Below are 20,179 nucleotides of genomic sequence, written 5' to 3'. Positions count from 1 at the left end.
GGCCATTCAAGGAGCGAACCATGAAGAATATCGACACCAAAGTACTGCTCGAGATCGACCGCCAAAACGTGTTTCACGCCTCAACGCATTTGAAGCAATACGCGAATGGCGATCTACCCGGGCGCATCATCACCAGCGCCAGTGGTATTCGAATCAAAGATTCTGAAGGTATCGAATTGGTTGATGCATTTGCGGGATTGTATTGCGTCAATATCGGCTATGGCCGTCAAGAAATGGCAGAGGCGATCTACGAACAAGCGAAGCAACTCGCCTACTACCACACCTATGTCGGGCACACCAATGAAGCACTGATCACCCTGTCTGAGCGCATCATAAAAATGGCACCGCAAGGCATGAGCAAAGTGTATTACGGTATGTCAGGCAGCGATGCCAATGAAACACAGCTCAAGCTTGTCTGGTATTACAACAATGCACGTGGCTTGCCTCAGAAGAAGAAAATCATCTCTCGTGATCGTGGTTATCACGGTTCAAGCATTGCATCAGGTTCAATGACGGGTTTGCCGCTGTTCCATGCGCATTTCGATCTCCCGTTAGAGCGCATCAAACACACCATGGCACCCTACTACTATCGCCGTGAAGACGACGGCATGACAGAACGCGAGTTCTCAGTGCACTGCGCGAATGAGCTGGAGAAAATGATCCTCGCTGAAGGGCCAGATACGGTGGCCGCCATGATTGGCGAGCCAGTCTTAGGTACAGGAGGCATCGTGCCGCCACCAGAAGGCTACTGGCAGGAAATCCGTAAGGTGCTCGACAAGTACGATATCCTATTGATTGCCGATGAAGTGGTGTGTGGATTCGGGCGTTTAGGTTCTGACTTTGGCTCCATCATGTACGACATGAAACCGGATTTGATGACGGTCGCAAAAGGCCTCACTTCGGCTTACCAACCTCTATCCGGTGTGATTGTCAGCGAACGTGTATGGAAAGTGTTGGAAGACGGCACCGATCAGTGGGGAGCGATTGGTCACGGTTATACCTATTCCGGCCACCCTCTAGGCGCAGCAGCTGCGTTGTGTAATCTTGATATTATCGAGCGAGAAAACCTCACCGCAAACGCCAGAGACACAGGCGCATATTTCCAACAACAAATGCAAACCGCGTTCGCCAATCATCCGTTGGTTGGTGACAGCCGAGGCATTGGCTTGTTGCACGCCTTGGAGTTCTCACCAGACAAACAACGCCGCACGCACTTTGACCCGAACTTGAAAATTGGGCCTCAAATTGCCGCAGCCTGTTTAGAAGAAGGCCTCATCGCCCGCGCCATGCCACACGGCGATATCCTCGGCTTCGCCCCACCGCTCGTGGTATCAACCGCAGACGTTGATGACATCGTCGATCGCGCCAAACGTGCCGTGGACAAAGTCACCAACAAATTGGTGCACAACGGGAATTGGAAGGCGGCGTAGTATCGCTAATTCGAGTTAATAAAGAGCAGCGTCGGTGCGGTGCTCTTTTCTTTGAGGCTAAGACAAAAATTTAAATGTCGATTTTTAACTTGGCCAGCTTGCCAGTTCGATATTTATCAATCCCATAAAGCCAAATACTACCGTCTTTTGCTTGGAACATCCCATATACTTCCAAAAGTGCCTTCGGAGTGAAATACTCATTAGTAATCACATTACTTCCATCTACCCTAGTTATATAATATTTCAGTCTTGACGAAAAGGTACTCCGACCTGATTCAAAATAAAAAAAGCCACTTTCATTAGATAGAAAAAATACATCCAATAATTCACGATTTAAATAACCCGAATCACCTTTAACGTACCATGGGGGCTTAGGTATACTGTCAACAACATCAGGCTCATCGCTTTCATTTAAAGACAACTTTAATCGATCACCACAATTATTGAATATATATTTACCCGCCTCTAGTAAATCATTGCATTTTTCACTAATTGGGGTGATTTTAAAATTATCACTATCTATTTCTAGAATGTTATTATCAAAAAACTTGTGAATAGTTAAATCACTACTAGATGAGTTTTTCTTTAGACTACCAAAAAGTTGATTGTTTTTTGAAATAATACTTAACTCAGCAGCAGCTATTGGACCATAAGTATCAATTTCCACTTCACTATCTAGATCAATTCTAGAACCATATACAGCATCACTGTCTGATTGATATTCCGTTGCGAAAAAAGAATCTGATGTAATTGCTGTATAATCTGGATTCGTTAAAGAAAGTGATCTTGCAGCAACTCTAGAGGCTTGGGGGTCAACCAAGTCAGGCGTAATAGACAAGATATGGGTGCTATTTAACGTTCTGAAGTGTGTATAGATCTTTCCATTCAATTCGTTGACGTGTAGTTTGTTAAACCCAGTCGTTATATTTCTTTTTAGATCGATAAAAATTCGAGGCTCACCATCCATTGGTGTGATAACTAATGTGGTTGTATTAGTTTCGTTACTATAATAATAACTCAATAACGCATCATAGAATGCACTGTACACTGATGTTGTTTTTGCCTCACTCGTGTTATTCCAATACATTATTTCTTCAACATCAAGGGTTGGTATCTCAATCAACCTGTATTTAATGTTAATACTTTTACTATCAAACGTTACACCTAGATCGCATCCTCTTCTCTCACATATTGAAATTTTTATGTTTCTACCATTTTCAACTTCCTGTTCTGACAAAGAAGAAAATTCACTAATAGGAATTAAGCACTCAGCTAAATTAACATCATCACCATAAGAACATTCAAGGCTATATCCTGAGTTACTTTCAAAATGAACAAAAGACAAATCTTCAGTTAATACGTTTTCAACGGGAACATCTATTTTAATACTTTCTAATGGCCCATCCGCCCTCCTTTCTATTTCATATGTATCATCCAGAGTCTTAGAAAATTTCGGTATTACATAATCCACCTCCAACTGAATGTTAAAAGGTGACCCTGGGATTATATCATTGCAATTTTCGTCATAGCAAAAATATAAAGTTAAACTTTCATCGTACCCATCACTAGATAGATAATCTGGAAGGGAGTAATAAACAGCAACCGAAGAGTCAGCATCTAAATAAATATCGAGTGAAACTCCTGTAACACCTGAATCTTTTCCCTTATCACTTAATAAGTAGAAGTAAACTGAATTAGTACTACTTGGAATTGATACATCTACAGGAACAGAAAAATATTCAGAGCGCGACTCCCTATTAACATCAACACTAAACACAGACTGTTTAGCCGTTATACCACTTGAAGCCCCACCGCCTGAGTCAGAGTCAGAACCACCACCTCCTCCGCCACAACTAGATAAAAATACTGCACATAGCAATCCAATTAATATATTTTTCATGACAGCCAACATCCATGATTTTTATTGATATATATGAGTTCGTGTTTGTGAACTCTGAATAGATTCCCTTTGTTGGATTAAAATGCTACTAGATGCACAAATAAATAGCTGTCTCGAAACTGTGAATGACTGTAAACCTGCCCAAATAGGTAGGAAAATGTGACTTATCCTATTATTTCAATCTGTACGTATTAATCATAACAACACACTTTTATCCACGAGACCTTTCTCGATCAGGCTATGCAATACCTCAGCGGTTTTCTTTCTCAGCATATCGCGCAGTAATTGGGCTACGGGGGTGATGGATTGACGGCTTGGGAAGATGAACCATAACTCTGTGGGTTTGAGTTCGAAATCAGGGAGAAGACGAACCACACGGTCATTCAGCAGTTCGTTAGGCATGTCTAAGCCGGATTTTGACGCAATACCCTGCCCCGCGACGCACCAACGTCTTACCAAGTCACCGTCGTTAGACGCACGGTTTTCGCTGACTTTGATCTTGAAATCCATGCCGTCTTTCGAAAACTCCCACACGTCATGAATAATGTCGGAGAGCTGATAGACCAAACCATTGTGACACGGTAAATCGTGAGGGTGTAACGGCTCACCGTGCTTGTCGATGTATTCCTGCGTTGCACAGACGAAACGCGGGACATTGCAGATCTTGAGGCCGTAGATATTGGCATCGGTTGATGAACCATAACGCAGCGCCATATCAACGGAATCACGGTAAAAGTCGATGTTGGTATCACTGATGTTTTTCTATGCGGGTGATTTGACGCGCCAAGGCAGCAATGCTGAATTCCAATTGGTTGATGAACGCATTGTTGGACGTAAGCCAAAAAGCTTATCTGATGCGGAAGCGGCGGCGCTGCCACTTACCGCTATCGCCGCGTGGGAGCTTCTGTTTGAGCACCTTGGTTTGCAGCAACAAGCGCCAGAATCTAACGACAAGTCGAATGAAATATTGTTGGTTGTGGATGCAGCAGGCGGTGCGGGTTCGATTTTGGTTCAGCTTGCTAAAACGCTCACCGGCGCAACCATCATTGCTGCCGCTTCACGCGAAAGCTCACAAGCTTGGGTGAACAAGCTAGGTGCCGACCATGTTGTTGACCATACCAAAGATCTTGCGCCACAGATTGAAGCGCTCGGCATAGGCCAAGTCACGCATGTTGCTAGTTTGAACAGCACAGAAGCGTATTTTGAAACATATACGCAGATTTTGGCTCCGTTCGGCAAAATTGGTTGATTGATGATCCGAAAAACATCGACGCTTCTAAAATCAAACTCAAAAGCCTATCGCTTCATTGGGAATTTATGTTTGCACGCTCAATGTTCAACGCCGTAGACATGAACGAGCATGGTAAATTGCTGACACGCGTTTCTGATTTAGTCGACCGCGGTTTCATTCAAACCACGGCAGGGAAAAACTTGGGCACCATTAATGCGGCAAATTTGCGCGAAGCGCATGCCGAACTCGAATCTGGCAAGTCGATCGGCAAAATCGTCCTCGAAGGGTTTTGAACCCAAATAACAATAACGTGTTGAAGAAATAAGCGAATTCGCGATTTCTGATTCAATATAAATGTTTCGCTTCTCTGCTTGTGTTTCTTTGTTTTGCATAGCGTGCGAGTAGAGCGCATTAAACCTAAAAGGAATGAACCATGACTAAACTCACCATTGTTGCTGACATTGTCGCCAACGAAGACAGCGTTGAATTTGTGAAAGAAGAATTGTTGAAACTGATTGAAATCACCCGTGGTGAAGAAGGTTGTTTGCAGTACGATTTGCATCAAGACAACGATAACCCAGCACACTTCTTGTTTTTCGAAAACTGGGTGAGTCGCGAACTTTGGCAAGACCACATGGGCGGACAGCACCTCGCTGATTATTTGGAAGCGACAGACGGCAAAGTAGCCAGTTTCGTTGTCAGTGAAATGTCTGTGATTGGTTAAACGCATTGTCGTTGTTGCCTAACATAGAGAGAAAGAAACAAGAAAGCGAGGATCGAACGAAGATCCTCTCTTTTCACCCTTTCATTTCGTACCAGTTAGGCCATAAAGGAACCAAGCATGTGACTTGATACCCCTATTTGTGATTTTGGCTAGAAAGCGCCCGAATTTACATTGAAAGACCCAGATGGAAACAGCTTCACGATGAGTGAACACCTTGGCGAAAAGGGTTTGTTGATCAGCTAGAAGCGGTGGCAGGTGTTTTTCTCACTGGCGCGGCAATAAAAATTGCCACTCAAGAACATTAATGCGTTCTGAATTAGACCTTTGCTTGGCAATATGTTATTCCAAATCTTCGGTGCAATATTCCGTCCAAGGCAATAAGCGTAAACGTGCCAAGGGAATGGGATCGCCCGTTTCAACACTCACACCATACTGCCCACTTTCAAGCCGCAAGAAAGCGCGTGAAATCTCATTCATTAACCCATGATTCTGGGTAAGCTGAACCTCAGCTCTATTGGCCTCAGCGCGATAAAACGACGCTTCTACCTCGTCGGCCAATGAACAATCTTCCTTCCGAGTGATTTCTTTTTCCAGAAGATCTGCTTGCGCCACCAACTCCTCCCGCTTATCAAGAAGTCGTTGGTGTAGATCCACGAGATCTTTCTGTGAAAGCGTTGCATCAGGGTGGGCCAACAAGGTTGATATCGTAGCATTGCTTTGCGTCATTTCGTTCATCCTATTAACGAATTAGGTTTCGCTCCATTGAAGCCATCGTATGTGTAAATTTTGTTAAACACCACCTTGTCAATGAATACCCCGCCAACCCTCGACATTGGCATGTAATATCCGCATCGTTACATCGTAATTTCCGCATACGGCACCACGTACATGGACCATGCAATAGAGACACATGCACTGAAAAGGGAGTATTCAAATGGATCAGAACCACAACGTGAAAGAAAACCTACTCGCACTCATCTTGGGCAGTGCGCTCGTTTCTCTAGGGGTTATTTTTTTCAATAGCGTTGGATTGTTGGCGGGTGGAACAGCTGGATTAGCAATCTTCCTGACTAAGATAAGCGATTTTAGTTTCGGCCAAGTATTCTTCATCCTCAACCTCCCTTTCTATGTGTTATCCGTCATGCGCATGGGATGGCGTTTTACCATCAACACCTTTATCGCCGTGACCATTGTATCTCTCGCGGTTGACCACCTTCATCATGTGTTGGAAATCGCGCGGATTGATCCTGTCTATGCGGCCTTGTTCGGCGGTGGTTTGATTGGCACAGGCATGCTGGTTATCTTCCGTCATAAAATGAGCCTAGGCGGGTTCAATATCCTCGCACTGTTCCTTCAAGAGCGTTTAGGTTTACGCGCGGGCTATGTGCAAATGGGCTTAGATTGCTGCATCGTATTAATGTCGCTTTTTGTCGTGGATTTGAAGATCCTCGGTTTGTCTATCCTCGGCGCTATCACGGTGAATTTGATTCTGGCGTTGAACCACAAACCCGGTCGTTATCAGCCAAATGTCCCTGCGACATAAGTTGGCGAAATATCTCCAATTACCTCAAAGAATGCGGCGCCCCCAAGGAGCGCCGCATGCTTCGTTTTGGTCTTATGGCATTACGTTTAGAAGAAACTGATCGGAAGATAGAAATCCAGTTCAAACCGCTCATCGGCTTTTAAAAAATGGTTCTCATGATAATGCACATAGGCAGGCGTTGAGCGTAGCTTGAACCCTGACGCTGGCAACCATTTCTCTAACACCATGCTGATTTGAGGAAGTAACTCCCCATAAATGCCCGTGAGTCGGAATACGGCATGCAAGCCGCCGGGAATGACCAATTGATTCACCACCCCACGGAGTTTAATGGGTTTGTCGATACCAATGCAGGCAACGTACCGGCATTTGTCCAATTCCACCCAGGCCGGGTTCGAGTGATGCAATCCGAATTGTGTTTCAAACGGACGCCCTTCAGCGTTCGCCCATGCTTTTAAAATCAGCCATGCATTTGAGATAGAACGGCTATAGCCTACGTGGCGTACATAGGCCGCTAACCTTTCTGGCACTTCAACCACTTTGGGGGCTGGAATGCCGCGAGAAGCAACGCGCCTGTAGCCTTCAGCCACTTCAGGATCTTTAAGATACGGCTTTTCCGCTACCAGCAAATCATGCTTACGCCATTCCCCAGGACTGCTGTGAAACGTCGCTTTAAACGCACGACTAAAAGACGACACAGAGTTGAATCCACAGGAGTTTGCGATGTCCATTACCGAGGCACGCGTATCAAACATCAGTTGATTGGCCGCATATTCCATTCTTGTCCGTCGGATATATTGATGAATAGACTCACCAACCACACTCTTAAAAATGCGGTGAAAATGCTGCTCTGAGTAAGCCGCAACCTTGGCTAACTCCTTGGCAGACAACTCTTTACTGATGTCTTTGTGAATGTAAAACAAAACATCATTGATACGGGAAATGTGTTGTTGGCTCATCGTTTAAAAAGCATAAATGGACATATTCAACAGCATAAATGGACATTCCAAATTCAGCAATCCCATGTATTATTTTTGTTAGATATTTTTCGGTTGTTTAGGTAGTCCCATGGAAATCGCAAAGTCGCTTCAACAGATCCCATCATCATACATCCGTGAAATCCTCGCGGCGGCTTCAGACAAAAATGTCATTTCATTGGCTGGCGGGCTTCCAGACGAAAAAACCTTCCCGATCGACCTGATGAAACCCATGCTTGAAAGCTTGTCTGACATGACAGAAGTGTTTCAATACGGCGCGACGGCAGGTTACGGCCCATTGCTCGAATTCCTCGGTGATTATTACCAACTGCCAGAAAGCCATATCGCGATGATTTGTACCGGCTCGCAGCAAGGTCTCGACCTGATTGCGCGCGCCTACATAGACCCGAACGATACCGTGGTCATGGAGGCGCCAAGTTACTTAGGCGCAATGCAAGTGTTTGGCTTAGTTCAAGCAAACATTGTGACCGTGCCTCAAACAGAATGTGGCCCAGATCTCGACGCCCTTGAAGTTGTCTTCTTCGAACAGTCTCCAAAGATGTTTTATGCCGTGCCCGATTTTCACAACCCGACAGGTGTATGTTGGTCACTGGAAACACGTCAACGCGTGGCAGAACTGTGTATCAAATACAACGTGGCATTGATTGAGGACGCACCTTACCGCGAACTTCGCTTCTCAGGCTATGCCATTCCTCTTACGTCGGATTTCTGCCCAGATCATTCCATTGTACTGCGTTCATTCTCGAAAATTGCCTCGCCAGGCCTTCGCATGGGAGCAGTCACAGGGAAACGTGCTTACCTAGAGCCATTGATCAAAGTGAAGCAAGGCGCAGATTTGCATTCCAGTGTGCCTATGCAAGCTCTGCTGTTGGGTTTGTTGCAACACGATAACTTTGAACTGCACATCGATAAAATTCGCGCCCTGTATAAAACGCGTTACCAAAAGCTGTTTGCCGAGTTACAACGCCAATTGCCAGAGACCTGTGAATTGAAAGCGGTTGATGGTGGCATGTTTGTTTGGTTGTCTTTGCCAGAGTGCGACACCTTTGCGCTGGCGAAAACCTTGCTTGCTAACGGTGTAGCAGTGGTACCAAGCCCTGTGTTCTACCCTGCGCATGACAAAGCGAAAGCCGCGTTGAGACTTAACTTCACCAACGCCACGCCAGACGAGCTTGAAGAAGCCGTTAAACGTCTCGCCAAGGTACTTCAAGAACAGGTCGGTTAACTCCCGCCTACTTGTCACCAAACAGACAAAGAAAATGCCGCTGGCTCTAATGAGCAAAGCGGCATTTTTTATGCGTGGGTTATTGATATTAGGCTTGTCACATTAAGGCTGTTTATCAAACACCTTTACGTCATCGGGAACGACAAACCATTTCTGCTTCTGTGATACCCAAATATGCGCCGTTGGGGTCAGAATGGTTTCATCTTCCACATTCACGGGCTTGAGCTTCAATTTCACAACGGACAAGTCTTCTGGGTTAAAGTGGTAAATACGATTACCGCAGCCTGTGCAAAATTTCGCGGCACTGCGATTCCCACTGTCAGCAGGACGGCTCCACTCTTTCATCTCACCGCTAAACGCAATTGCGTCCGCATCTACCATCGCCGTCACGCTATATGGCGCCGTAGAAAGCTTTTGGCATTCAGTGCAATGACAAGCAATCACCATGTTCGGTGCTGCATGAAGCTTGTATGTTACCTGACCGCATTGGCATGCGCCTTCAATCGGAAATTCCATATTCCCCCATAACATTTTGATTACATTTCGACCATATCAACATAATTCTATGCACCTTGATACCGTAACTTCACGATGTCATGCCATTTAATCACAGCAATGAGGGAAAAAATTCATCAGCGAATATGCGCGTTTTCTAAAAGGGTGTCGTGCAAAAAGGCAACAATACGAAAACGACAATGACGCATGAGACGACTTAAAACCTTGCGCCGAACATCAAGTCGATCGAGGCAGATTCGTTTCTATCACGTTGAACATTACCAATGCGGTTGATACCCAATCGGCTTACCAACTTTTCACCCGACTCAAGGTTATAAAAATGCTGAACACCCGCACCATAAGTGTAAGAAAAGCTGCTACCCGTGCCTCGCATTTGCTCACCCGCGTAGGTATAACGATCTGTTTCCCACTTTTTCCCCAAGCCTGACCGCGCAAATAAACGGAAGTTGTGGTCAAAATTGCGGTATGCCGTTGGCGTAAGATGAACGTACGTTGAATTTGAACTTACTAACCTACCCCCCATTGGGTAACGGCCAGACACATGAGACACCTCTCCTTCAATCGCCAACCACTCAATGTCGGTCTCATGGCCATAAATGATCTTTCCCCCGTCGTAATGATGGTGAAGGTCACCAAACCCCGCATCATGTGCGACTTGTGTGAATCCCGCCGCTGCATAGTGTTGCGCATTCGCGGCAAGAGGTAAAACAACCAAGGCTGTTGCTAGAACGTACTTATACATAGTGCGATTACTCTAATTTAAGAATGTAGTACCACTTTCGGGCGAGAGAATGCTAAGCACGTAGGAAGTAAGATGAAACGATTCAAATGTAACAAAACAATAAAACATTGTTTTATTTAGGCAACAAATACATTGAAGACAGGCGTTTAGGTACAAAAAAGCACAACCTCAAACAGTGCTGAGATTGTGCTTTTTCATTTAAACATGACGATTTATTGTGCGGTTGCTTCTGCTTTCTCTTCAGACACAACAGCCGCTTCCATCGACACGTCTACGGTTTCTTCCACCACGTCAACGTCAGGTTGAGCGGGCTGGCACGCGTAGGCGTTTGCAAACATGGTCACTGACGAGCTGAAATCAAAAGGTTGGTACAAATACAAGGTATCGCCGCCCAGTGCTGCTGCTTTTTTTCGCATTTGGTTGAGTGTGCCCCATACCATGTCTTTATCTGCGTGTAGCCAGTAATCATAGAAGTGGCCTTCAGAGCCGATCACCGTGCCTTTGTGCTCACAGCCTTTCAGCGCATCCACGTCATCCCAAATCACTTTAACTTGCTCAGACTCGGTCGTTGGGAACGTCACACAGCCTGTTAGTAGTGTTGCGATAGAGACCGCTACACCAATCATTAACGCTTTCATCAATGATGATTCTCGAAGTAAATAAGGCCGCGAAGTTTATCCTCACTCGATGCAAAGACAAACACTTTTTACGCACTTCCCTGCCTATTTATTTACCATTGATACGCCTTTCATTTTTTGTCTTATTCACGCGATGCATCAGACGTCATTTTTCCTTTAGGTAAATCACGAATATTCAATGCACTGCGTCTAAAAAAGCACAAACAGTCAGATCTGCGTTGTGAACATCTCGCACAATGATTCAAAGACTTTTAAGGGAGAAAGTGATGAAACGGATACCCGCGTTAGACAGCATACGAGGGCTATTGCTCTTGTTGATGACAATCAACCATTTGTTTTGGATCAGTGGCGGTCGTTCGCCCGTTCAATACTTCACATCAGAGCCACTCGGGCCTTTTGGTCCAGCGGAAGGGTTTGTGTTTATTTCCGCCCTATTAGCAGGCGCGATTTATAGTCGAGATGCCTTGTCGAATGCAGACGTGCGCGCTAAAGCATTCCATCGCGCGTTCACGCTCTATCGCTATCATATTGTGTGCTTAGTTGCTGTGTTTATCTGGTTTCTCGCCAGCAAATACGCCTTCCCTGATCACCAAAATCTTTTGGCACAAAACTTCCCGAATTTGCTCACTGCGCCGCTCGAAACGCTGCTGTTCAGTGCAGTCTTAATCAACAAACCCAGCTACTTTGACATATTGCCGCTCTATATCATTTTCATGCTGTTACTGCCGCTGCTCATTGCCATGTATCGAAAAGGTTTATTCTGGCTCGTACTCGGTGTCAGTCTGCTGCTTTGGTCTACGAGTGGCGAGATCTCTGAACGCCAGCTTAACGCTGTTATGGGTAGCGGCGTATTCGACGCCTTCACCTTGCACGCAGGGTATTTTGACCCGTTCGCGTGGCAACTGTTGTTTGTTGTTGGCTCCGCCATCGGATTCCAGCTTCAGCGCGGCAACCTGATTCGTTGGCATCATCCTATGCTTACCTTTTTATGCATTGCGGGTATCGGCATCCTGTTTGCCGCTCACCATGGTGCGTTTTTAAGCATGGGCATCCACCGCGGCATTATCTACGGCCTTGCTGATAAATCTGAATTAGGCTGGCTGCGTTTACTGACGCTGTCCATGTGGGTTTATCTGATTGCACTGGTAATCAGTAAATTCCCTAATGCGCTCACGTTCCGTCCTCTGAGCTACATCGGCCGCCATTCTTTGCATGTTTTTGCTTGGCAAACTGCGATGATTTACTTTGCCGCACCACTGCTCGCAGAGATCCGTTTCGAGCCTTTCTATCTGGCGGTAATGTTCGGCTTTGTGGCCAGCCTTTGGGTGCCTGCTTGGATCCGTGAATTCACCAAAGGCCGCTCTTCTACCCAATATTGGGGAGCAGCCATCACAACCGGTATTGGCGGGCTTCTCGCGCTGAATGTCTCTATGGCTAACACCGCGGATAATGATACGTTGATGGTCGGGAACGAAAAATTTCCGCTCACCATCAAATTGAAAGACGTTCGTGAACCTCAAGATCCGGTGGTTTTGATGGTGTACAGCGAATTCGATGACATTACCGCTGTACCGTCTGTTCATTGGCAGAAGTACACCCCAGAAGAAGCGAAGGAAGGAATCACGCTCGATGAGTTAGCAGCGGGCAAGTATGTGGTGTTTGCCTTCCAAGACAGGAATAAAGATGGACTGATCACCTTGGCAGACAACCAAATTCCGATTGAAGGGTTTGGTTATTCCAATAACCCATCACTACAAGGGCCCCCATCCAAAGAGCAAGTGACTTTCACCCACAACAAAGCAGCGATGCTGACCATCCATTTCAACAATTGGTATTAATGTGAGAGAGGAATCGAGCTACGAATGAGTATTGAATCTCATACTCGACGTAGCTCGATTTCGGATAGAAATGGCGCAGATACTGCGCGCTGAACCCAAAAGCACTGATATATGAAACTGATGGTTTTCTAGAAGTGCTTTCTAGAAGTGCCTGTCCCGTATTCCTGCTCCCACTCAACGCTGTCATATTCTAAAGAGTGCGAATGGCCCGTTAGCCAAGTATGCCTATACTCCAGTGATAACGATTACATGGAGGTGATGGTATGAGCAACAGTGCAAAGCAGGTGCGTGATGGCGAAGCTGATTGGAAAACCACACATCCAGAGCCTTCTGATGCTGAAGCGCGCCGTGCGGCCAAGCCCGTTGTGTGTTACGGCGTTGAAAGCCTTCCGCCATTCAATGCGTCGTTTTACCAGACTGTAAGGAGTGAGGCAGTCAGAGCTGTGAAGCTGGAGGTGCCACCTAGGGAGGCGCGTTGTTTCACTGTTCCTGCTGGCAGCTTCTTCCGTATTTCTTGTTTACACGGTTCACAGGTTGGAGATTTAAACCTCTGGCAGCGGGATAACTTGAGTGAGCGCTTTTTTAGCGGCAAAACCCGTCAACTCCATGCCACCCATGTCTCTCTCGGCGACAGACTTTGGAGCAACATGCCTTATCTTCGCCCTATCGCCACCATCACAGATAATTCATTAGCGTGGTATGGGTGGGACGATGACGGTGCAAGCGTACACGATGTAATTGGTACCCGGTGCGATCCCTACACCCACCATCGCCTTCATGGTGAAAACTACCATCACTGTTGTCATTCCAACCTCACCAAAGCGCTTGCTGAGAAGCTCGGCGTTAGCCGGAAAGACGCAGAGCCTCATGTTCATGATGTGATGAATGTGTTCATGTGTACGGGATTTACACGTAATACCCATCAGTACTTTATGAAGGCAAGCCCTGTCAGACAGGGAGATTATATAGAGTTCTTCGCTGAAACCGATTTGCTGGGCGCTTTATCAGCATGCCCCGGCGGGGACTGCAGCTCAACCCACTCCAGTGATGAGGCGCAGTGCTTCCCGCTAACGGTCGAAGTGTTCACCCCACCTGCAAAAGCATTAAACGATTGGATTCCGTTTAAACCCAGCGGATATGTTCCGGGGTAGTAAGAGTGTCCCTCTATAAGGACAGGCATTTATAGAATACATCCCACGCGAACAACAACTAGAAAGCATTCACACGGCCAAACACGTCTTTAGTCAGTGTGAAGCCATCGCATTTCTGTGTCGGAATGGAAAATGACGGAATTTGAGTGAATGAAAGGCAGCAAAAATCTCAAGCTCGCGCCTGTGTCATCATTTTTTATAAGTGGGGCTTGTTTTATTGGCTCGGTATCCGAAAGCCAGAGAGTCGTTTCCGATGCAAGTGAGGTAGTGCCGCTTTTATTGCGGTGTCAGTGCCGACAATGCCGCCTTGTTCAATCCGTGTGCATGTTTCCAGCCAACTTTTAGCGTCAAATCCAAGTCTTTCTAGCAGTGATGGTAAGGCATTATCAATATGACCATGCTTATCATCTCGCACTTGTCTTCCTGTCCAATCAACCAATGCTAGATAATCCATTAATCGAAAAGGAATGCCATCTGGCATGCTCTCTCGCGGGTTTCCAGCAAAAGGAAACAGCCCTGCTGGAGATGTTTGATTACTTTCTATCGTATCAATGCGCGCTTTCACGCTCGTATAATCCGACGTTTCTGGCGCTTCGGCAATGGCTGCACGTACAGGGTTCAAGTCAACATACGCCATTGCTGCAGCGACGGCTTTCTCATCCAGTAATGCTTGGCTTTTAAAGCGCCCTTCCCAGAAATGTCCAGTACAGTTGTCCTCTCGATTAGCTTCTGAGGCAATGTGCTGATTGATCAAGCGCATAAACCAACTGATTGAGACAAGACGTTTTCGCCACTCTTCAATCATCTCATTGCACCGTTCAGTTTCAGCCTCTGACAGTTCATCACCCTGCATAAATCGCTGAACTAGCGCTGGTCCATGATGAAAAGCGAGCCAGCGCTCAACCACCTCAACATTTGATAGCGTCTTTGCCTTTTCTACATTGATATGCAAAACCACGTGATAATGATTACTCATAATTGCGTACGCACAAACATCGATACAAAACGCGCCTGCTAACGCAAGCAGGCGCTTTTCAATCCAAGATCGACGATGTTCGTAACTTTGTTGCGCTTGTTCGTCATAGCCACAAAGAAACGATCGACGAACACAGCGAGAAACGCAGTGATAATAAGGTGTGGCTTCAATACTGATAAGTGATGAACGGGCTTTTGTCATTGAAATTTAAAATGGATAACAACTGAAAAATATGAAAAGCATATCGTTATGAATTCATCTATTCATCTTTGTCATTCACCTTTGAGTCCAAAAGCACTAACGCATGAAACTGATAAGGTTATGGTTTTCTTAAAGTGCCTGTCCCCGCTTTACCACCTTGGCAGACAATCAAATTCCGATTGAAGGATTTGGCTATTCCAATAACCCATCACTACAAGGACCCCCATCCAAAGAGCAAGTGACTTTCACCCACAACAAAGCAGCGATGCTGACCATCCATTTCAACAATTGGTATTAATGTGAGAAAGGCATCGAGCTACGAATGCGTGTTAAAGCACAAAACACGGCGTAGCTCGATATTGAATGGAATCGGCTCAGAACCAGCGCTCGCCCCCAAAAGACTGACGCGTTATACCGGTAATATATTGGTTTTCTAAAAATGCCTGTCCCCGCTTTTGCCCGCTTTTCGATTCCCGCTTTTCAACCCTCAACCCCACATTTATGTAGCACCGCTAAATTTCTTTTAGTTTATGAGTCCAAGAAAAGTCATCAATCTGTCGGCTTGAAAGTATTTCCAGAAACGCATCCGATATAAATAATTTTGATTGGCACCTTGCATCTGCCCATGCCAGATGGCCATCAATCACATTTTTATTCACGAAATTCCCATCACCATGTCTCAACTGACAGGTAGAATTCGCGATATCGTCTTTTTTCGTGAAAACAATCCGCGTCGAATTTAAGTCAATCGCATCCAATATGACCATGGGTCGCCAAAAGTAAGCATGGGCCACCACTTTTTTCTCAAAGTCTTCCACAACTATGGGCGAAAATTGGTGTTTTTCCGGCTCTAGCTCCATCAAACACGACGCAAACCGCTCACTGATAATAGCCGAAGGGAAGTTGGAGAAATGTACTGGGGTAAAGTCATAAGGAGGGGCACCTTCTCTAGATATGATCTTTTGTGGCAAATCATTCTCAGGGATTTTCATTGCATAGGCGGAGATATGTGCATCAATACGTGTGATATTGGAATTTACGCTTTCCCCCCAGATCGATGTGCAGCCCTGTATATAGCACGAGCTTTGGATGATATTTCATCATTAAATTTATTCAATCTTTGCTCGTCCTCTTCAAAAATTTTGATTAAAAATGAAGGGGTTGTTTCGTCAAGCCAACGCTTAGATTTATGAAGGGTGACAGCCATTAGTGTAATTCCTTATCTTTTATGTTTGTTGACCTTTCGTTTCATGCGCATATGGCTTTAGTAATTTTGCCATTAACATCATCAGAAAGACTGACCTAAAAACGAGTCAAAAGACAAAAAAGTGCTTGGTGGCAGATGGTTATAGAAATACGTCTAAATGCTTTTGAGCCAATCCCACGGTAAAAAATCACAGTATGGAACTATCTTGGGACAGGCATATATAGAACTCCCACAACAAAGCAGCGATGCTGACCATCCATTTAGTCCCTCTATAAGGACAGGCATTTATAGAATACATCCCAAGTGAACAACAATAAGAAAGCATTCACACGGCCAAACACGTCTTTAATCAGTGTGAAGCCATCGCATTTCTGTGTCGGAATGGAAAATGACGGAATTTGAGTGAATGAAAGGCAGCAAAAATCTCAAGCTAGCGCCTGAGTCATCGTTTGCGATAAGTGAGATATTTTTTTAGTGGTTTGGTATCCGGAAGCCGGAGAGTCGTTTCCGATGCAAGTGAGGTAGTGCCGCTTTTATTGCGGTGTCAGTGCCGACAATGCCGCCTTGTTCAATCCGTGTGCATGTTTCCAGCCAACTTTTAGCGTCAAATCCAAGTCTTTCTAGCAATGGTGGTGAAGCATTATCGATATGACCATGTTTATCATCCCGCACTTGCCTTCCTGTCCAATCAACCAATGCAAGATAATCCATCAATCGAAAAGGAATGCCATCTGGCATGCTCTCTCGCGGGTTTCCAGCAAAAGGAAACAAACCTGTTGGAGATGCTTGATTACTTTCTATCGCATCAATGCGCGCTTTCACGCTCGTATAATCCGACGTTTCTGGCGCTTCGGCAATGGCTGCACGTACAGGGTTCAAATCCACATACGCCATAGCGGCAGCGACGGCTTTCTCATCCAGTAATGCTTGGTTTTTAAAGCGCCCTTCCCAGAAATGTCCAGTACAGTTGTCCTCTCGATTGGCTTCTGAGGCAATGTGTTGATTGATCAGACGCATAAACCAACTGATTGATACAAGACGCTCTCGCCACTCTTCAATTATCTCATTGCACCGTTCAGTTTCAGCCTCTGACAGTTCGTCTCCATGCATAAATCGCTGAACTAGCGCTGGTCCATGATGAAAAGCGAGCCAACGCTCAACGACTTCAACATCTGACAGCGTTTTTGCCTTTTCATCATTGATATGCAAAACCACATGATAATGATTACTCATAATGGCGTATGCACATACATCGATACAAAACGCGCCTGCTAACGCAAGCAGGCGCTTTTCAATCCAAGATCGACGATGTTCGTAACTTTGTTGCGCTTGCTCATCGTAGCCACAGAGAAATGACCGACGAACACAGCGAGAAACGCAGTGGTAATAAGGTGTGGCTTCAATGCTGATAAGTGATGAGCGGGCTTTTGTCATTGGGATTTACAATGGATGGCAACTGAACAATATGAAAAGCATATCGTTATGAAACCATCCATTCATCTTTGTCTCACACCTTTGAGTCCAAAAGCACTAACGCATGAAACTGATAAGATTATGGTTTTCTTAAAGTGCCTGTCCTCGCTTTTTACGCCTGCTAACGCAAGCAGACGCTTTTCAATCCAAGATCGACGATGTTCGTAACTTTGTTGCGCTTGTTCGTCATAGCCACAAAGAAACGACCGACGAACACAGCGAGAAACGCAGTGGTAATAAGGTGTGGCTTCAATGCTGATAAGTGATGAGCGGGCTTTTGTCATTGAAATTCAAAATGGATGGCAACTGAATAATATGAAAAGCATATCGTTATGAAACCATCCATTCATCTTTGTCTCACACCTTTGAGTCCAAAAGCACTAACGCATGAAACTGATAAGATTATGGTTTTCTTAAAGTGCCTGTCCCCGCTTTATCCAATGGCGATGTCGAGAATACGATGTTCTGTGGTCGCGATTTTTTCGGCGGCGAGACTGAGCAAACGGTGGCGTTGATATTGACTAATGCTCATCCCGGTTGAGCGCTTGAATTGACGTTGTAAGTGCCAGCGTGAATAGCCGCTGCGCGCTGCAATCTGCTCGACACGCAAAGTCTCTGGCAGCGAATCCTCAATCAGAGCGATCACCGATAAAATCGTGTTCATGTTGCGTCCATCATCCATTGCGATGCAGCAAATCTACCCCAAGTCATTATATTTAATGCGGTTATCCGCGTTCGACATACGTTTTCTGCGAAAAGGTTCTCGTGAATGGCTTTTGTGAATTGCTCTTGTGAACGTAGAGCTTACTGCGCAAAACTCTGCTCATAAAAAAGCCCGCTGAATAAGCGGGCTGTCTTTCCATATCAATGCGATGACAAAAGCCTTAACGCACTTGTTTGCCTTGCACCCAAACTTTGCTGATGTTGTCTGTTTGAGAGAGTGAAATGATCTTCTCAAGGATATCGCGCGGCGAATCCATGTCAGGCCATACGCGCAGGTTACCGCGTTCACTGTCTGGCGAAACCACAATGGCATCAAAGTGATAGTCAGGCGCAAACACACCTATCTTCTCATTCAGCACCTGACCACCACCGTTGGTCGCCATCCAGAATGATTCCAAGTAGCTAATGCGCGAACCTGATACGCCGCGCTGGTCGGCAGGCAAATGGCAATCCACACCGTCTTCACGCACACGAGAATGCGTCACCGCATCAAAACACGCGCGGAAGATTGATGGAGACGGCGCACCTGCAATGTCGCTGCCTAAACCCACACGCACATTCGCATCTAATAGCTCACGTGTTTGCATGGCGGCATTGGCAAAATACATGTTCGACAACGGGCAGTGACCGATACCTGCGCCGAACTGGTTCAACATCGCGATGTCTTTTTCGTCGATAAAGATCGAATGTGCTAACACCGATTTGTTGTTCAACAGCCCTGCTTCTGCATAAATCGCAATGTCGCTCATGCCATAACGTTCAATGCTGTAATCACGCGCCCAGTCACTCTCAGAGCAATGAGTTTGCATGTGCAGGTCATATTTCTGAACCAATTCGCCCAAGCCTTTCAGCATTGGATCGGTACAACTCGGTACAAAACGTGGCGTAATCACTGGCTTCACCAACCCGCCTTCATTGCCCGCCAAGCCGCGCACGTTATTCACGAACAGTTCTGTCTCGTAAAGCGCTTGTTCAACACTGTTTTCGCGGTAGAAATCAGGACACTGTTCTTGGTTGTCCATATTGACCTTGCCGACGAACGCGCGTTGACCCAGTTCCAAACACGATTGTGCGAGCACTTCCGTTGATTCACGGTGAATCGAGGCGAAGTAAACTGCACTGGTTGTGCCATTTGCTAACAAAGTGCGGCTTACGTCTTGGTAAATGTTTGCGGCGAATGCGTTGTCGGCGTAACGATTTTCAAGGGGGAAGGTGTAGTTCTGAAGCCAATCAAACAGGGGCAGATCTAGCCCCTTTCCTGCTTGCGGCCATTGTGGTGCGTGGCAATGCAAATCCACCAAACCTGGCATCAAATACTGCCCTTTTGGTAGCACCTCTAATTTGCCCGCATCACGCAGTGCAGTCACCATCTCGGCATGGCGAACATCATCCGTTTTTACTGTGCCAGCGATATCACCTTGATTATTCACCAAGATCAGAAAATCGACGTTGAATTCAAATTCGCCTTTAACAAGGCAATGGAAAGTATCAGCCAGCAAGGCAAAACGAAGAGCGTTGAAATCAATCATAATTTTACTTATTTCTAATGCTTAATTGTTTGATTGCATCGTTAACGAAAACCAAAATTTCGAGAGTGTCGGCTTTCGCGAACGCATTTTTTTGAGCATAAAACTCGTGTCTGTCACGCCTTGAAACATCCATGACA

General features: G+C 45.8%; 21 protein-coding genes and 1 pseudogene. 8 read left to right on the top strand and 14 right to left on the bottom strand.

Annotation, left to right across the window (positions count from 1 at the left end; all coding sequences use genetic code 11):
• Positions 1–20 precede the first annotated feature (20 nt).
• Positions 21–1,430 (top strand): aspartate aminotransferase family protein, encoded by a 1,410-nt coding sequence (locus BM082_RS01020; protein WP_074924929.1) that lies wholly within the window; start codon positions 21–23, stop codon positions 1,428–1,430.
• Positions 1,431–1,500: 70 nt separating this feature from the next.
• Here BM082_RS01020 and BM082_RS01015 read toward each other — a convergent pair whose 3' ends face one another.
• Together BM082_RS01015 and BM082_RS01010 are read right to left on the bottom strand one after the other, a co-directional pair.
• Positions 1,501–3,330 (bottom strand): hypothetical protein, encoded by a 1,830-nt coding sequence (locus tag BM082_RS01015; RefSeq protein ID WP_074924927.1) that lies wholly within the window; start codon positions 3,328–3,330, stop codon positions 1,501–1,503.
• Between the two features lie 195 nt (positions 3,331–3,525).
• Complete coding sequence (locus tag BM082_RS01010; RefSeq protein ID WP_425285234.1) at positions 3,526–4,071, bottom strand: LysR substrate-binding domain-containing protein; 546 nt, start codon at positions 4,069–4,071, stop codon at positions 3,526–3,528.
• On the opposite strand from BM082_RS01010, the gene BM082_RS25255 reads away from it, so the two are divergent.
• The 3 genes from BM082_RS25255 to BM082_RS01000 all read left to right on the top strand — a co-directional run bounded on the left by BM082_RS25255 (position 4,070) and on the right by BM082_RS01000 (position 5,285).
• Entirely contained in the window at positions 4,070–4,579 is a 510-nt protein-coding gene (locus BM082_RS25255) for a zinc-binding dehydrogenase (protein ID WP_342028233.1), read from the top strand. The two genes, BM082_RS01010 and BM082_RS25255, sit on opposite strands and share 2 nt — an antisense overlap.
• Before the next feature lie 68 nt (positions 4,580–4,647).
• Complete coding sequence (locus BM082_RS25250) at positions 4,648–4,854, top strand: zinc-binding dehydrogenase (protein ID WP_244275876.1); 207 nt, start codon at positions 4,648–4,650, stop codon at positions 4,852–4,854.
• A 140-nt stretch (positions 4,855–4,994) separates the two neighbouring features.
• Positions 4,995–5,285: a putative quinol monooxygenase gene (locus BM082_RS01000; RefSeq protein WP_017009768.1), complete on the top strand. Its 291-nt coding sequence runs from the start codon at positions 4,995–4,997 to the stop codon at positions 5,283–5,285.
• Positions 5,286–5,624: 339 nt separating this feature from the next.
• Here the strand turns inward: BM082_RS01000 and BM082_RS00990 are convergent, their stop codons facing one another.
• A complete protein-coding gene (locus BM082_RS00990; protein ID WP_244275874.1) occupies positions 5,625–6,011 on the bottom strand; it encodes a TraR/DksA family transcriptional regulator in 387 nt (128 codons plus the stop codon).
• 208 nt (positions 6,012–6,219) lie between these two features.
• On the opposite strand from BM082_RS00990, the gene BM082_RS00985 reads away from it, so the two are divergent.
• Positions 6,220–6,828 carry a YitT family protein gene (locus BM082_RS00985; RefSeq protein WP_074924923.1) on the top strand — a complete coding sequence of 203 codons (609 nt, stop codon included), beginning with the start codon at positions 6,220–6,222 and terminating at the stop codon, positions 6,826–6,828.
• Between the two features lie 86 nt (positions 6,829–6,914).
• Here the strand turns inward: BM082_RS00985 and BM082_RS00980 are convergent, their stop codons facing one another.
• A complete protein-coding gene (locus tag BM082_RS00980) occupies positions 6,915–7,784 on the bottom strand; it encodes an AraC family transcriptional regulator (RefSeq protein ID WP_074924921.1) in 870 nt (289 codons plus the stop codon).
• A 109-nt stretch (positions 7,785–7,893) separates the two neighbouring features.
• Here BM082_RS00980 and BM082_RS00975 point away from each other — a divergent pair, with 109 nt between their 5' ends.
• The gene (locus tag BM082_RS00975; RefSeq protein WP_074924919.1) at positions 7,894–9,048 is read left to right on the top strand and encodes an aminotransferase-like domain-containing protein; all 1,155 of its coding nucleotides are present in this window, start codon (positions 7,894–7,896) and stop codon (positions 9,046–9,048) included.
• A gap of 102 nt (positions 9,049–9,150) precedes the next feature.
• Here the strand turns inward: BM082_RS00975 and BM082_RS00970 are convergent, their stop codons facing one another.
• From BM082_RS00970 to BM082_RS00960, 3 genes are all read right to left on the bottom strand, one after another.
• Positions 9,151–9,564, bottom strand: coding sequence for a GFA family protein (locus BM082_RS00970; RefSeq protein ID WP_074924917.1), 414 nt, complete (start codon positions 9,562–9,564; stop codon positions 9,151–9,153).
• Between the two features lie 196 nt (positions 9,565–9,760).
• A complete protein-coding gene (locus BM082_RS00965; RefSeq protein ID WP_017015892.1) occupies positions 9,761–10,306 on the bottom strand; it encodes an outer membrane protein in 546 nt (181 codons plus the stop codon).
• A 212-nt stretch (positions 10,307–10,518) separates the two neighbouring features.
• On the bottom strand, positions 10,519–10,944 hold the full coding sequence (locus BM082_RS00960) for a DUF4156 domain-containing protein (RefSeq protein WP_017015891.1): 426 nt from the start codon (positions 10,942–10,944) through the stop codon (positions 10,519–10,521).
• A 266-nt stretch (positions 10,945–11,210) separates the two neighbouring features.
• On the opposite strand from BM082_RS00960, the gene opgC reads away from it, so the two are divergent.
• Together opgC and BM082_RS00950 are read left to right on the top strand one after the other, a co-directional pair.
• On the top strand, positions 11,211–12,782 hold the full coding sequence (gene opgC, locus BM082_RS00955) for an OpgC domain-containing protein (RefSeq protein WP_074924915.1): 1,572 nt from the start codon (positions 11,211–11,213) through the stop codon (positions 12,780–12,782).
• Between the two features lie 263 nt (positions 12,783–13,045).
• On the top strand, positions 13,046–13,933 hold the full coding sequence (locus BM082_RS00950) for an urea carboxylase-associated family protein (protein ID WP_074924913.1): 888 nt from the start codon (positions 13,046–13,048) through the stop codon (positions 13,931–13,933).
• Positions 13,934–14,147: 214 nt separating this feature from the next.
• Here BM082_RS00950 and BM082_RS00945 read toward each other — a convergent pair whose 3' ends face one another.
• The 7 genes and pseudogenes from BM082_RS00945 to guaD form a co-directional block, all read right to left on the bottom strand.
• A complete protein-coding gene (locus BM082_RS00945) occupies positions 14,148–15,110 on the bottom strand; it encodes a transposase (protein ID WP_074924911.1) in 963 nt (320 codons plus the stop codon).
• A gap of 512 nt (positions 15,111–15,622) precedes the next feature.
• Positions 15,623–16,102: an imm11 family protein gene (locus tag BM082_RS00940; RefSeq protein ID WP_074924909.1), complete on the bottom strand. Its 480-nt coding sequence runs from the start codon at positions 16,100–16,102 to the stop codon at positions 15,623–15,625.
• A 44-nt stretch (positions 16,103–16,146) separates the two neighbouring features.
• Complete coding sequence (locus tag BM082_RS24935) at positions 16,147–16,317, bottom strand: hypothetical protein (RefSeq protein WP_159435491.1); 171 nt, start codon at positions 16,315–16,317, stop codon at positions 16,147–16,149.
• 471 nt (positions 16,318–16,788) lie between these two features.
• Positions 16,789–17,751 (bottom strand): transposase, encoded by a 963-nt coding sequence (locus tag BM082_RS00935; RefSeq protein WP_074924907.1) that lies wholly within the window; start codon positions 17,749–17,751, stop codon positions 16,789–16,791.
• A 158-nt stretch (positions 17,752–17,909) separates the two neighbouring features.
• Positions 17,910–18,074, bottom strand: a pseudogene (locus tag BM082_RS25245) (alpha-amylase family glycosyl hydrolase); the annotation flags it as partial.
• Between the two features lie 149 nt (positions 18,075–18,223).
• The gene (locus BM082_RS00925; protein ID WP_244275872.1) at positions 18,224–18,454 is read right to left on the bottom strand and encodes a helix-turn-helix domain-containing protein; all 231 of its coding nucleotides are present in this window, start codon (positions 18,452–18,454) and stop codon (positions 18,224–18,226) included.
• 220 nt (positions 18,455–18,674) lie between these two features.
• Entirely contained in the window at positions 18,675–20,042 is a 1,368-nt protein-coding gene (gene guaD, locus BM082_RS00920; protein ID WP_074924905.1) for a guanine deaminase, read from the bottom strand.
• Positions 20,043–20,179 lie beyond the last annotated feature (137 nt).

Origin of the sequence: Enterovibrio norvegicus DSM 15893, assembly GCF_900115495.1 — a bacterium.
Classification (GTDB): domain Bacteria; phylum Pseudomonadota; class Gammaproteobacteria; order Enterobacterales; family Vibrionaceae; genus Enterovibrio; species Enterovibrio norvegicus.
Note: the sequence above shows the minus strand (reverse complement) of the source record. Positions and strands in the feature narration are given on the sequence as shown.

Excerpts from the sequence above, each read along its gene's own strand:
- BM082_RS25255 (WP_342028233.1), top strand. The coding sequence starts at position 4,070 with ATGTTGGTATCACTGATGTTTTTCTATGCGGGTGATTTGACGCGCCAA.
- BM082_RS00960 (WP_017015891.1), bottom strand. The coding sequence starts at position 10,944 with ATGAAAGCGTTAATGATTGGTGTAGCGGTCTCTATCGCAACACTACTA.
- BM082_RS00975 (WP_074924919.1), top strand. The coding sequence starts at position 7,894 with ATGGAAATCGCAAAGTCGCTTCAACAGATCCCATCATCATACATCCGT.
- BM082_RS25250 (WP_244275876.1), top strand. The coding sequence starts at position 4,648 with ATGTTTGCACGCTCAATGTTCAACGCCGTAGACATGAACGAGCATGGT.
- BM082_RS00935 (WP_074924907.1), bottom strand. The coding sequence starts at position 17,751 with ATGACAAAAGCCCGCTCATCACTTATCAGCATTGAAGCCACACCTTAT.
- BM082_RS00970 (WP_074924917.1), bottom strand. The coding sequence starts at position 9,564 with ATGGAATTTCCGATTGAAGGCGCATGCCAATGCGGTCAGGTAACATAC.
- guaD (WP_074924905.1), bottom strand. The coding sequence starts at position 20,042 with ATGATTGATTTCAACGCTCTTCGTTTTGCCTTGCTGGCTGATACTTTC.
- BM082_RS00925 (WP_244275872.1), bottom strand. The coding sequence starts at position 18,454 with ATGAACACGATTTTATCGGTGATCGCTCTGATTGAGGATTCGCTGCCA.
- BM082_RS00990 (WP_244275874.1), bottom strand. The coding sequence starts at position 6,011 with ATGACGCAAAGCAATGCTACGATATCAACCTTGTTGGCCCACCCTGAT.
- BM082_RS01015 (WP_074924927.1), bottom strand. The coding sequence starts at position 3,330 with ATGAAAAATATATTAATTGGATTGCTATGTGCAGTATTTTTATCTAGT.
- BM082_RS24935 (WP_159435491.1), bottom strand. The coding sequence starts at position 16,317 with ATGGCTGTCACCCTTCATAAATCTAAGCGTTGGCTTGACGAAACAACC.
- BM082_RS00950 (WP_074924913.1), top strand. The coding sequence starts at position 13,046 with ATGAGCAACAGTGCAAAGCAGGTGCGTGATGGCGAAGCTGATTGGAAA.
- BM082_RS00940 (WP_074924909.1), bottom strand. The coding sequence starts at position 16,102 with ATGAAAATCCCTGAGAATGATTTGCCACAAAAGATCATATCTAGAGAA.
- BM082_RS00945 (WP_074924911.1), bottom strand. The coding sequence starts at position 15,110 with ATGACAAAAGCCCGTTCATCACTTATCAGTATTGAAGCCACACCTTAT.
- BM082_RS00985 (WP_074924923.1), top strand. The coding sequence starts at position 6,220 with ATGGATCAGAACCACAACGTGAAAGAAAACCTACTCGCACTCATCTTG.
- BM082_RS01000 (WP_017009768.1), top strand. The coding sequence starts at position 4,995 with ATGACTAAACTCACCATTGTTGCTGACATTGTCGCCAACGAAGACAGC.
- BM082_RS00980 (WP_074924921.1), bottom strand. The coding sequence starts at position 7,784 with ATGAGCCAACAACACATTTCCCGTATCAATGATGTTTTGTTTTACATT.
- BM082_RS00965 (WP_017015892.1), bottom strand. The coding sequence starts at position 10,306 with ATGTATAAGTACGTTCTAGCAACAGCCTTGGTTGTTTTACCTCTTGCC.
- BM082_RS01020 (WP_074924929.1), top strand. The coding sequence starts at position 21 with ATGAAGAATATCGACACCAAAGTACTGCTCGAGATCGACCGCCAAAAC.
- opgC (WP_074924915.1), top strand. The coding sequence starts at position 11,211 with ATGAAACGGATACCCGCGTTAGACAGCATACGAGGGCTATTGCTCTTG.